The following is a 12,795-nucleotide window of genomic DNA, read 5'->3' on the forward strand; positions in this document are numbered from 1 at the left end:
ATAACTTTAATCACCCCGGATTATAACTAGCCAAGTGGCTAGGTTTTTAAAGTTTTTTCATTATCCCTTTGTTTAGGACTGAAAATGAAAAACAGACCATTAATCCCCTCCGGATATCAATAGTCTGTAAATATGGGCGTTCCAATAAATGAAATATCTTTCCTAATTGCTACAGTATGTGAATTTGTACAAAAACATTGTTGGAACTTATATATTTTTTAACTGAACTTATTTAGAGCGTTTCTTGGATAATGATAATCAAGTGAAAATTCAAGTTTACTTATCCATAATAACAGCTTTAGAACAAGTCATTTTCGCTTGCTATCTTCACTGCCATAATACGATTTTCTGCATTAAGCTTTTTTAAAAGATTTGCTATATGAAACTTAACTGTCGCAGTACTTATATCTAACCTAGCTGCTATCTCTCCATTGGTGCACCCTTCTGCTATCAGACGGATAACCTCTAATTCTTTTTTACTTAGTTCTTCAAAATCATGTTTCTCTTTTATGTAATTAGGATAGTATATGGCCATTTTCTTCAATTCACTAGTAACAGCTTTTATATACGCAGGTTTTATTTCAGAAGAATTCCAATCAAATTTTCTCCATAGTGGCAACAAAGCTGCTCCTTGATCAGAAATAATATGTATATACGGATATTCCGTTGCCTTTTTCACTGCTACAAGAAAAAGTTCTTCCCACTCTTCACCACGTCTAAATAGGATAATAGCCTTTAAAAGATTTATTTCAATCTGAAGATAATTTCTATGATACAGTTGAGTATATTTCTCTAAGATATTTAAAATATATAAAGCCTCCATATACCTTCCCATACTCACATAAACCCGTGCTTTGGTAAACAAACAGAAACGATCTGTTATATAGAAGCTTTGATGTTCATTAGGAGCATAACTTTCCATCCACTCTGATGTTTTATTTGTCTCCCCCTTCAATAAAGCACAATAAGCAAGACTTGCATGAATATTAGGCAGTATTTCTTTAAACCCAATTTCTTCTGCTTTATCGCGAATATTAATAAGTATCCCCTCAGCAGTATCTGCTTGTCCCTCAGATTGAAAATTTCTTGCCATTACCCCAATTGCTGCATATTGAATACGAATAGATCCTTTGTAGTTAGCATCAGAAAGTCCTCTAGTTAAATAACTCATTGCCTCTGTCTTTTTATTTTTTTCATATAGATTTTCACCCATACATACCTCTGCAAGTCCAACAGATTCCTTTCCAATTACTGCTTCTACTGCTTTTTTCATAACTGGATATAGAATTTTATCGTTTTTAGACCACTTGGAAAAGTCAAGTCCTCCATTTATGACACTTGGCATATTTCCAGTAGGTATTATATTTTCTATACAAATACCATACCTCAAAATATATTTGGACAGGAATATTAATTTTTTTCTTACATCTTCTGAAGTTCCATGTGGAAGTGCTACAAGGGTACGCACATAAACTTTTAAGGCTTCTCCTCTTCCCCCTTTTTTCTTTTCCTCCTCCACTTTTTTCTTTAACTTTTGAAGATATAGGCTACTTTCCTCCACCTTCATTTGATAAGAAAAAAGTAAGGTTTTCACTCCTAAAAGCTTAGGAAATTTCTCCTCCATCTCTTTTGGAAGCTCCTTAAGATAGACTTCACTATTTTTTATAAAATCTCCATCTACATTTTCACTGAGATATATCACAAGCTCTGCAATTTTTTCAACTTGTCCTGCTTCCTTATAACACCTTAATGCCTCATTTAATTCTCGCCTTTTTTCATAGCATTTTCCTGCGTTAGCATAAATAAGAACTCTTTCCTCCTTTGGAAGAGCCATTTGCTTTACCCTTAAAAACTGTAAGAAGAACCTATGAATCTCATAAGTATCTGGTGGAGTGAAAATAAAAAAGCTACTAATTACCATAATACTATCTATTATTTCTTTAGCTTCTTCCCCTAAAACACCTTCTGCCATTTCTAAATTAAATTTCGAATATGCTGACAGCTTAATCATGGCTTCTATCTGTCTTTTCTGCCACCTTATAAAAAGTGTTCTATCTAGATAATGAAAAAGGTCCTGCCTTCCAATTTTATCTATAGCTTCATAATCTCTATAGCCTTCGTTCAAAGTCCTGATAATAGAACATAATGCAATAGGATAACCTTTGGTAATATTCATAGAAAGCCTTACCAATCCTTCTATTTCAGCTTTCTGTAAATTATCAAAAAGATTCTCCTTCTTTAACAACATTTGAATATGCCTCTTCTCTAACCAAAGAGATTCTTTATTTACAATAACAAGTTGTTTTGTTAAATAGAAAGGCTTCAAATAAATAGGTAATGGTGCTCTGCTTAATAGCAAACACTGTAGTTTCCCTTGACCCTTATTTAAATTTGCAAGAAGCTCTACTAATTTATCCTGTGCCGGCTCTTCTAAAAGCCATTGCAAACCATCTAATATAAGTAGTGTTCTAACTCTTGTATTTTTGTTTTTTATTAAGTAGTCCTCAATCTTTTCTAAAAAACCTTCTTCTTCTATGCTAATACTTGTCCATTTGCTAAACTTTCTTTCAGCAAAAGCTTCAGCAACCGAACTTTTCCCAAAGCCTGTCATAGCAAAAAGATAAATCATTCCAAACTGATTTAATTGATTTTTCCATTCTCTTTCCAGTTCTTCTGAAATGGCTATATTTTTTTCCGTAACATAGATTTTATTCATAAGTGCATATACCCCTTTATCAAATATACGGTTTCAATTTAAAATTCAAATTCATTTCAATTTATTTTCTATATTACTAATATTATCGCATACATTCCAATTTATTTAAATTTCCTACTCCAAACTATGTATATTATCCATATGCTGAAATATTATTATAGTAAAGCATGTTGTGTTCTATTAAGGAAAATGAAAATGTTTTCAGACAAAGTTCAAAGTACTACTCTTGATCTAGCCACACATAGAAGTAACCATGAGTATATTAAAACTATCAACACCACTGACCTTGATGACATCTATTTTGTAGACACAAGCCACCACATTACTCTTGATACCATGTTAAGTGACATTTATGATGTTGGTATTGATGATAGTAGTCTGGTAATTTCAACTTATAACGAAAACCTTTATCCAGAGATTTTCTATGAAGATAACCCTGAGGATATTGCTATCGCAGCCTATGATGATTCATCTTTATTAGAGGAAGCTCTTTACCCCTTTAATTATGTTAATATCGATGATTCTGTTAGTGTTGGTGGCTACCATAACAATGATTGGCTCTACTATTGGGCAACTTCAAAAACATCTACTTGATTAATATAACGACCTAGTAGATGATAAAACTTGTATATTTGAATGAACTTTTAATGGTCTAAGACAAATAAACTACTTTTTGCAGCTTTCATTCATCTTAGACCATTTATTTTATATTCTTAATAGAATTTATTATCAGCTATCATAGGTTGTAAGTTTCTAATATACTTCCTTTGCATCTTTAGGCAACTTATGTACATCCCTTAAAAACTTTAAACTATTATTTGCTTCTAGTTCGTTATAAATAATGTTCATTTTATTTGTTACCTCTTTGGCGATATCATTAAATAAATCACACATAATAAAAACAGCTTGCCAAATATCCTCTACCTTTCCAGCAGGATAAGTCTTTAAAAATTTATCCCAGTTATCCTCTTCAAGCCATCTGTACATATACTTTCCCGACTTACCAGCACTAACAGAAAAAGAAGTCTTAAACCCTATCTTCCATTCCAATAAAAGAATTAATTGAGGACGTACGCAATAATTTAGCATATCCATTACGTATGGTATTTCCTGTCGCCATAATCCCTTGGCAACGTTATTTAGACCCCACCAATATTCATTGCAAGTCTCTAAGAATTGACGATTTGTAGGTTGTTTTATCCAATAATCCTCGTCAGTTTCCTTTGGCATTTGTGGTAAACAACTATCCTTATCCAATAATATCTTGCAAAGCCTTTCTTTCTTAATTGTATTTAATACATAGGATAAAGTGCATACATGTAAATCCAATCGATTTCCATCAGCAAACTGAATAAGCCAACCATAGCAGTTTTCTACATCACTTTCGTATTTAGAATTCTCCTCAGGATATTGCATATATAGCCGTTGTCCAAATCTATCAATCCAACTTCTATCTTCGCGAAAGGATTTTGTATCATTAACAACATATATAACATCATAATCCTGAAAAATATCTTTTATGGCATTAGGATTTGTCCTTGATCCATTTATATAAACTGCACGAATCCTTTCATCTTCTTTTGCTGTATTTAATATTAAATCAAACATTTCTTGTTCAGTACGCATTTTAATCCCCCAAGTTTTAATTATTAAATTCATCCAAAGAGACTTGACTATGTATATATTTTTCTCTAAACTCGTCTTCCAAGATACTCATGGTAATCATGTCATAATATTTATGATTATAGAACCAACCATCTCGTTTAATTCCTTCTTTTTTAAAACCTATTTTTTCATATACATGAATTGCCCTTTCATTAAATACAAATGCTTCTAACTCAATTCTATGCAAGTTAAGCATTCCAAAGCCATAATTTAGAGCTAAGATTATGGATTCACTACCATAGCCCTTATTAAACTCTTCTTTTCTGTATATAATAATTCTCATATTAGCACTTCTGTTATTTCTATAAATATCATTAATTACAACTTCACCTACTGCTTTATTTGATTCCTTAGAAAATATTAAAAAATCAATCCTACTTCTATCACTACATATATCTTCTAAATATGTAGTGATATCTGATTTACTAAATATTTGTTGCGTCCCAGTAAAAATCATGGCTTCTATACTACAGTCATCAAAATTTGACCAATATTCATCTGCATACTCTGGGTCCAATTTTTTTAAATAGACTAAATCTCCTTTTAGTTCTAAAAAGTTTCTCGTATCTATTCTCATATCTTATCTCCTTTAAATCATGCCTTCATTCAGCATAAAAATTATTTTTTACATCTGAACAAATCTATTTTTATCTTAACATTGTTATATTTCATATCTTTACTCTTTCAAAAATTTATTTTTCCTGAAGTAAACATCGAAAACTGTTACAAACCTATTTTAAGAAAATAGTCTCAAATCAAAGCATAGGGGGTACTTAGGATGTCATACTAATGATTTTGACAAAAATAAAATTAAATCATCATTATTATTACAAGTAGTGTATGGTTCCAACTGTTTGTTCATAAACCACACACCTGAACCGTCTGGAATATACCCTCTTTTAACGTAAATTCTTTGAGCAACTCCATATCCTGAATGAAGTCCTACTCCAAGAGAAACTGTGTTACTAATTTTTCCTGCTATCTTTTCCGCAACATCAAGGATTATATTTCCAATGCCTTTTCTTTGATATTTTATTAGCACATTAAAATCACAGATTTCTGGAATCTTTCTATCAGCAAACGGTCCCTCTAATGCTTTCGGTAATATGGTTGTGTAGCCTGCAATATCACCGCAAAATTCTGCTATTAATATGTATCTTGCATGATTTTTTTGCTCATTAAAATAATAGTTAAATAGTTCTATTGATTTATTCCACCCCTGCTCCTGAAAGGCTTTAACCAATTTTCTTGCATCCTCTTCCTGCATAGAACGTATTAAGACATCTTCGTTCTTGTGATATATCATTTTTCCCTCCGAATTTTCTTACCTATTTTCTAATTCTTTTAGTTTCAGCATTAATTCTAAAAACCAAGTTTCAGCTATTTGTGGTATGGTTCACCGTCACCACAGCCGGTTATTACATTATTTCTACTTTATTCCTATACCTTTGTTATTATCTTTCTAATATGGCTTTGATACACTTTTATAATATCCTTCACAAATAGGATTAATAGTTTCCCAAAATTTTAAATATTCTGGTTACATTTTAGGAATTCAATAAAAATTATCTATATTATTTTTTGTGTAGCCGTAAAAAAGCAAGGAATTGACAGTGATGCATCGCCTACTCTCATAAAATTTAAATTAGGAGTTGCTTTTATAAGTTCAAAAATGATACAGAATATAAATAATGTTAAAAACGGAAGTATAAAATCAGAATCAATTGTAAGGAAATTCTAACTTATAGCTTCAACCACAATGAGGGACGAACACCACCTATACATTTTCCATCACTGATATTGCCTTTCAATATATTGTTGCCTTGGATACCTATATTACCGTCACCGTGGATGTACACGGCTTTTACATTAACGCGGCCAGGGGACCGAAGCCACCACCAAGTACTCCATTTTTCACCCGGAAGTCTTGCTATTCGTTTACTGTTGTTTTCATCTTTTTTTTCAAACCAGTATCTTTGATTTTTTCCTGGGTTATACAGTTTTGAACTACTATCACCGAAATATTTGCACACTACTTCCTCAATGCTTAATAAAAATATACTATCCTTTGTATCTGCTCCGCCCTTTGAACCATACCACTGATTATCAGGATTTTTATTTATTACCGGAATTATTCTTGATTTATCAGTTACGTTGAATTTATCATAAAATTCACCATTAAGATATTTTCTTAATGCGCAGTCAGCCCATGTTATATCTTTATAAGCATCATGGTAAGCACGCTGTTCTATAATATATTCTGTCATAATCAAAGCCCTATTGTTTTGTATGTCAAGGACACGCCAATTATAACCGCCAAATAATAATGATGAGTCGATTTTTATATCTCCCATTTAAACACTCATTTCTTTGTAATAGGCAATCTCTTAACCTTTAAATATAAACCGTTACACGGTGTACGAGTGAAATTTACCTGTGCTTTTATTCCGCACTTCCCTTGTTTTCTTTAGTCTTTTTGTCTACAAGTTCCATAACGTTTTGTCGCCAGTTACCATCTTTTGATAAAGCATCTTGAAAAGAACAGAAATCCGGGTTGTCGCTTTCTTGCAGTGCAGCTTGGTAAATCTTCAACTGCTCAATCAGTGATAAAATCAGATCAAGGATTAATAATGCCAACCCAATATATAAACAAGACTCAATAAATGAACCAATTATTAGCAAGATTATGCTTGGAATAAATAACCAAAAGAAACGAAAAAGTACATTTGTAATAAACCCAAAAACAAATAAACTTAGCGGATATTTTCTTTCATTCATAATAAAATCTCCTTTCTTTAATTCCGCGACAAATTCCTATTTGACAGTTAGTTTTATCGCTATTAATTTACGTTTTCTATGAATTGATTAATAATTACTATATATAATTATATCTCGCATAAATCATTTGGTAAATCATTGAAATAGAAGAATTTCTCAACCACCGTATATAATCCTAAACTACCAAAAGTATAAACCCCACTACATTATTTGTAGCAGGGTTTGATAATAAAATTATAATATATAAAATCTTCTATTTTAAATTTTCCTCAACCTCTGGAGATATTAATTAAAAGTTCATCCTTAAGGAGTGGTGTACACGCGCCCCAATAGTATATACATAAAACATGAAGGGCTCTTGTACATGCAGTATAAAGCAGCAATCTCTCCTCTTCACAGTTGTAGTTACCATTACCTGCATTATAGATAAGCACTACATCAAATTCTAAACCTTTAGCAAGATAAGCTGGTATTATTAAGGTATCACTTACATATTCGTCATCATCTTTCATTATAACTTTAACAGGAGTCTTGTCTTTTAAGGAATGATATACCTCAGCTGCTTCCTTTGCAGTTCTTGTTATTATGCCAATTGATTTGTAGCCTTTGTCCTTATATAATTCTATATCTTCAAGAATTCTTTTTCTTATGGCTTCTACATCAGAAAAACCAAGTAATAAAGGCTCATCTCCGCTTCTTTCAACACATCCATCAGTAATATTCTTATGAAGAAGATTCCTTGAAAATCTAGTTATCTCTAGTGTAGATCTATAGCTTTTAGTTAAATTTACAATGCAAGTGTTCTCAAGAGGCAATATATTAGAGATATTATTATAACTTCCAACATTCATATATGGATTGATAGATTGGTGTATATCTCCCAATATGGTGATATTAGCATTATTAAAAAGCTGATAAAAGATTTCATACTGCAACGGTGTATAGTCTTGTGCTTCATCAATAATAACATATTTGATATCTGAGGTCTTAGGCATGTCTCCAAAAGCACCTTTTAGATATAACAAGATAGGCTGATCCTCATAATTAAGTGTTCTAGCCTTTAGATTTTCTAATGTATATTTCTTGATTCCATCAACTTCCTTCTCACTGTATTCATTGTTTGAAACAGCAGAAAAAAACTCCAATTTCTCAAAAAGATTTTTATAAATATCTACTAAATCAAATTTTGTCATCTTATCTATGCCGTAGTATAAGTCCTTCATTTCACTTTTTACAGTTTGTATACTACATTCCGTAATTTCTACTTTATCTATATAAGAACCAGAGTCCCTAAGTTCACTAGCAATTTCCTCTACTCGCTGCTTTTCATAAGGCTCTATAAGGAATAATATTCTTTCTCTTATCTTCTTAAGTCTCCTTTTAAGTGGAAGTTGTACATAATCCTTGAAAAATGATTCTTTTAAATCTTCAGCTGATATTACTAGATTATCTCTGAAAATTATATCTTTAAAGTTTCTATCTGCTTTTTCAACATAGTCTACATATCTTTTTAATATCCCAATAAACTCAGTGGAAGACTTATATTTTATGCTATCGATTCGTCTATAATAGTTTAATCCTTTTTTAGCCCCAAGAATATATTCCATCATTGCACTATAATCTTCTTTTTTAAACCCATTGCCAAGTGATTTATGCATATACTCTTTAAAAGTTGTCTGATGCATGTTGTCTTCTCCAAGCTGAGGTAATACGTTTGAAATATAATCGTTAAAAATATCATTTGGCGAAAATATTACTATATTTTGAGCTGTTATTTTGTCTCTGTGCTTATATAAAAGATAGGCAATTCTATGAAGGGCAACAGAGGTTTTGCCACTTCCAGCAGGGCCTTGAACAATGAGATTTTTATACTCCTCATTACGAATCACCTTATTCTGCTCTCTCTGAATGGTCGTTACTATAGCCTTCATCTTACTATCAGTACCTTTACCCAAAATATCTTGAAGTATTTCATCATCAATTTTAAGATTGCTATCAAACATATATTCAATTTCGCCATTATTAATTTTATACTGCCTTTTTAACGTAATCTTTCCATGGATAGTTCCTTCAAGACATTTATACTCCGCGTCTCCAATCTCATAATCATAAAACATACTAGAAATCGGGGCTCTCCAATCATACACGAGAATATCATAATTATCATTAGTGAGATTAGAAATTCCAATATAACACTTCTCTTCTTCCTCTCCAGCTTCAATAAAGTCTATTCTTCCGAAATATGGCGATAAAATTATTTTCTCATATTTATCTTGAAATTTTCTTGCAAGCTCATGCCTTTTCTTTTGAATTTTCATAGTAGTAATGTATTCCATAAAGCCTACAATCTGCTCCATTCCATTACTTATGGAAACAGGTCCTATGTCATTCCAAAGTTCCCTTTGTGTTTCAATAGCGTCTTTTCTATAATTTTCTTTAAAGTTGCGTTTTTTATCAAACTGCTTTTGAGCCTCTTTAAGAACTTCCTTCAGCCATCGATTTTCAACCTTCCATTCATGATCATTCCTATCCATGCGCATCCCTCCTAAACTTAAATAAAGCAAAACTTAATCTAGCCTTTGAAGAACGTTAAAAGCCATAGTTACTACATTCTAGCAGTAGTCCATAGAAATGAACAGTCTATATTTAAGATTTTACATATGCTATAATTAAAGTAGGGATAGAACTTTTCCTATAAAATTTCTTTAAAAGTTATACCATTTTTCTTCTATTATCTTTTTATCAAGCCTTTCAAATAATATTGTAACTTCCTCAATTGAAACCCCACAATTTGGATTAATGGCTTCCCACTTATCTTCATTAATAGCTAACCATGCTTTTATTTTCGCTGAAGATTCTGGTAAAAATGGTGATAGTAAATTTGCTAAATTTGCTATTGAATAAATACAATTGTATATTGTATTACCGCAAACCTCTAAATCGTCCTTTACAGTAATCCATGGAGTCTTTTCATCAAAATATTTATTGATACTTCTTATAAATTCAAAAATTTTCTCAAGTGCAACTTTTAAATTTCCTTGTTCAATAAATTTACCTATAAGATCATATAAACTCTCTATTTCTTTTTTTATATTACTGTCTACTCTTCCATTTGGAATTTTATTATTGAAATATTTTTTAGCAAAAACTAAAGTTCTATTAACTAAATTTCCATATGCCCCTAACAATTCACCGTTATTGCTATTCACAAATTCTCTAAAAGAAAAATCCGTGTCTCTTTTTTCAGGTGAATTAATTAAGAAAAAATATCTTAAGGCATCAGAGTTATAAGCCTCTATTATATCTGGTACCCACACAGCCCAGTTATTACTTGTTGATATTTTTTTACCTTCTAAGGTTAAATGTTCACTAGATATTATCCTTTCAGGTAACTTATTATAACCTATACCCTTTATTAAAGCTGGTAAAATTATAGAATGAAAAGGTATGTTATCTTTACCATGCACATAATATGAAATAGCACTTTCATCCCAAAACTCTTCGTAGGATTTTTTATTTTCCAATGCCCATTTTTTACTCATTGTAAGATATCCTAATACAGCATCTATCCATACATAAACCTTTTTATCATTAAAGCCTTGTATAGGTATATCTATTCCTAAGGATAAGTCCCTTGATATAGCTCTATCGCATAACCCTTCCTTCAGATATCTTTCTGTATTATTTACTGCATTAATTCTCCAGTTTCCTTGAGTCTTATCTAGGTTTTCTTTAATAGTGTTTTGAAATTTAGATAAAGAGAAGTATAACTGTTTTGCATTCTTCACTATTGGTTCACTATTACATAACTTACATTTTCTTTCCGAAAGTTCTAAAGGTTCTAGCAAAGAACCACAATTATCACATTGATCACCTCTTGCTATTGAGTGACATTTTGGACATACTCCTTCAACATATCTATCTGGTAAGAATTGATTGCAGTGTTCACAGTATATTTGCTCTACTTCTTTTTCATAAATCAATCCTTTATTATATAGCAAAAGGATCGCTTCTTGTACTTCCTTCTTATGAAATTCATCATCTGTTCTACCATAATAGTCATAAGAAAAATTTAATTTTTCAAAACACTTTTTAAATTCTCCATGATATTTATCTGCTATATCCTTTGGCGATACACCTTCTTTTTTTGCTCTAATTGATATAGGAGTTCCATGGCAATCACTTCCTGAAACATACAAGACATTATCTCCCTTTCCTCTATAGTATCTTGCTAGTACATCTCCTGGTAATAATGCAGCTATATGACCTATATGTAGTGAGCCATTCGCATATGGCCACGCTCCTCCAATTAAAATATTCATTATATAATTCCTCCTCAATAATAATTTAAAATATAAAAAAACTCCCGTCCTAAGAAATTAATCTTAGGAACGAGAGTTAAACTCCGTGTTACCATCCTACTTCATACATATCTCACAATATGCACCTCATCAAGTACGTCATATAAACCATATGATTATACTCTATCACTATAACGGGTGAACCCGTTGCAGCCTTAATTTTTATAATAAAAATCTCGGTGCATCACTCCAAGGCCATTTTCACTTTAATATCCTTTGCTTCCTCTCACCAATAGAAACTCTCTGTAAAAGTATTCTTAAAGCTACTTTCCTCTTCTTTGCATTTATTGTTATTATACTCTTCTTGATTACATTGTCAATATATTTAATGTAAAAGTGGTAAAAGTCAACATTTCCTAGGTAATTTTTCACCTCAACGCTATAAAATCTAAAATCTTTATTACTTACTATTTAGTTTCTAAAGCTATTTTCCATGCATTATAAAAATCACTAATTGATTGATAACGTTGATTTCTATCATTACTTGTAGCTTTCTTAGCAACCTGAAATAACTTTTCTGATGCTTTCCATTCTTCAATACTTCTATTATAGTTATTTCCTAATAACTCAAAAGCCACTGCTCCCATTGTAAATACATTAGTAACCTCATCAATAGATGCTTCTAATTGAAATTCCTCTGGTGACATAAATCTTGATGAGCCCCACATACGTCCCATTTCATTTTTCACTGGCGATTTTGAATAGAAATCAATATCACAAATTGTTGTTGTATTGGTATCAAAATCATACATTATGCTACCATCATAAAAATCTATAGCAACATACTTTTGTTTAGCAACTTCCTCATGAATATTAAATATAACATCTAGACAGTTCAACTTATGCTTAAGTTCTAGGTTATTGAATTTAACATTAGGTGATTGTGGATGAGTATATTTGGGATATTTTTCAAAGTCCCAATGAGCATGTAGACATTCTCCATTAACCCATTTATAAATACATGCATATCCTTTTCCAATTTCCCCATGCCAAATTAGCTGAATTAAATTAGGATGTTTAATATCCTCATAGATTTGTGCAGAAGCTTTCATTCGCATAATTGCATCTTCCACTTTGCCCTTATACTCTTTTGTACAACAACCAGCATATTTTATAAAATACTTATTTTTTCCATCCTCTATTCCAAAAGCGATATTTCCAGAATCCTGCTCTGAAAAAACCGTAAACACTTTTCCATAGTTACTCAGCCATGAAAAATTATGCTCCTCTTTTAACTGAAACTCACATTGATCAATTGTTTTTAATATCATATAA

At 31.3% G+C, this 12,795-nt stretch carries 10 protein-coding genes and 1 other annotated feature; of the genes, 1 reads left to right on the forward strand and 9 read right to left on the reverse strand.

Going from position 1 to position 12,795, the window contains the following annotated elements; all coding sequences use genetic code 11:
* Positions 1-298: 298 nt before the first annotated feature.
* Entirely contained in the window at positions 299-2,716 is a 2,418-nt protein-coding gene (locus tag CLOCEL_RS16260) for a helix-turn-helix transcriptional regulator (protein WP_010073323.1), read from the reverse strand.
* Positions 2,717-2,905: 189 nt separating this feature from the next.
* On the opposite strand from CLOCEL_RS16260, the gene CLOCEL_RS16265 reads away from it, so the two are divergent.
* Positions 2,906-3,310, forward strand: coding sequence for a hypothetical protein (locus CLOCEL_RS16265; RefSeq protein ID WP_242655173.1), 405 nt, complete (start codon positions 2,906-2,908; stop codon positions 3,308-3,310).
* Between the two features lie 159 nt (positions 3,311-3,469).
* Here CLOCEL_RS16265 and CLOCEL_RS16270 read toward each other — a convergent pair whose 3' ends face one another.
* From CLOCEL_RS16270 to CLOCEL_RS16305, 8 genes are all read right to left on the reverse strand, one after another.
* Complete coding sequence (locus CLOCEL_RS16270; RefSeq protein ID WP_010073325.1) at positions 3,470-4,342, reverse strand: aminoglycoside 6-adenylyltransferase; 873 nt, start codon at positions 4,340-4,342, stop codon at positions 3,470-3,472.
* 16 nt (positions 4,343-4,358) lie between these two features.
* The gene (locus tag CLOCEL_RS16275; RefSeq protein ID WP_010073326.1) at positions 4,359-4,958 is read right to left on the reverse strand and encodes a GNAT family N-acetyltransferase; all 600 of its coding nucleotides are present in this window, start codon (positions 4,956-4,958) and stop codon (positions 4,359-4,361) included.
* Between the two features lie 204 nt (positions 4,959-5,162).
* On the reverse strand, positions 5,163-5,687 hold the full coding sequence (locus CLOCEL_RS16280) for a GNAT family N-acetyltransferase (protein WP_010073327.1): 525 nt from the start codon (positions 5,685-5,687) through the stop codon (positions 5,163-5,165).
* 436 nt (positions 5,688-6,123) lie between these two features.
* Positions 6,124-6,735 carry a DUF6273 domain-containing protein gene (locus CLOCEL_RS16285; protein WP_010073328.1) on the reverse strand — a complete coding sequence of 204 codons (612 nt, stop codon included), beginning with the start codon at positions 6,733-6,735 and terminating at the stop codon, positions 6,124-6,126.
* Positions 6,736-6,823: 88 nt separating this feature from the next.
* On the reverse strand, positions 6,824-7,159 hold the full coding sequence (locus tag CLOCEL_RS16290; protein WP_013291837.1) for a hypothetical protein: 336 nt from the start codon (positions 7,157-7,159) through the stop codon (positions 6,824-6,826).
* Between the two features lie 269 nt (positions 7,160-7,428).
* A complete protein-coding gene (gene helD / locus CLOCEL_RS16295; RefSeq protein WP_010073330.1) occupies positions 7,429-9,693 on the reverse strand; it encodes an RNA polymerase recycling motor HelD in 2,265 nt (754 codons plus the stop codon).
* A 171-nt stretch (positions 9,694-9,864) separates the two neighbouring features.
* Complete coding sequence (metG, locus tag CLOCEL_RS16300) at positions 9,865-11,481, reverse strand: methionine--tRNA ligase (RefSeq protein WP_010073331.1); 1,617 nt, start codon at positions 11,479-11,481, stop codon at positions 9,865-9,867.
* Positions 11,482-11,543: 62 nt separating this feature from the next.
* Positions 11,544-11,808, reverse strand: a binding site (T-box leader).
* 119 nt (positions 11,809-11,927) lie between these two features.
* The gene (locus CLOCEL_RS16305; RefSeq protein WP_010073332.1) at positions 11,928-12,791 is read right to left on the reverse strand and encodes a serine/threonine protein kinase; all 864 of its coding nucleotides are present in this window, start codon (positions 12,789-12,791) and stop codon (positions 11,928-11,930) included.
* Between the last annotated feature and the right edge of the window lie 4 nt (positions 12,792-12,795).

Origin of the sequence: Clostridium cellulovorans 743B, from assembly GCF_000145275.1 — a bacterium.
Classification (GTDB): domain Bacteria; phylum Bacillota; class Clostridia; order Clostridiales; family Clostridiaceae; genus Clostridium_K; species Clostridium_K cellulovorans.

Excerpts from the sequence above, each read along its gene's own strand:
- CLOCEL_RS16260 (WP_010073323.1), bottom strand. The coding sequence starts at position 2,716 with ATGAATAAAATCTATGTTACGGAAAAAAATATAGCCATTTCAGAAGAA.
- CLOCEL_RS16265 (WP_242655173.1), top strand. The coding sequence starts at position 2,906 with ATGAAAATGTTTTCAGACAAAGTTCAAAGTACTACTCTTGATCTAGCC.
- CLOCEL_RS16270 (WP_010073325.1), bottom strand. The coding sequence starts at position 4,342 with ATGCGTACTGAACAAGAAATGTTTGATTTAATATTAAATACAGCAAAA.
- CLOCEL_RS16275 (WP_010073326.1), bottom strand. The coding sequence starts at position 4,958 with ATGAGAATAGATACGAGAAACTTTTTAGAACTAAAAGGAGATTTAGTC.
- CLOCEL_RS16280 (WP_010073327.1), bottom strand. The coding sequence starts at position 5,687 with ATGATATATCACAAGAACGAAGATGTCTTAATACGTTCTATGCAGGAA.
- CLOCEL_RS16285 (WP_010073328.1), bottom strand. The coding sequence starts at position 6,735 with ATGGGAGATATAAAAATCGACTCATCATTATTATTTGGCGGTTATAAT.
- CLOCEL_RS16290 (WP_013291837.1), bottom strand. The coding sequence starts at position 7,159 with ATGAATGAAAGAAAATATCCGCTAAGTTTATTTGTTTTTGGGTTTATT.
- helD (WP_010073330.1), bottom strand. The coding sequence starts at position 9,693 with ATGGATAGGAATGATCATGAATGGAAGGTTGAAAATCGATGGCTGAAG.
- metG (WP_010073331.1), bottom strand. The coding sequence starts at position 11,481 with ATGAATATTTTAATTGGAGGAGCGTGGCCATATGCGAATGGCTCACTA.
- CLOCEL_RS16305 (WP_010073332.1), bottom strand. The coding sequence starts at position 12,791 with ATGATATTAAAAACAATTGATCAATGTGAGTTTCAGTTAAAAGAGGAG.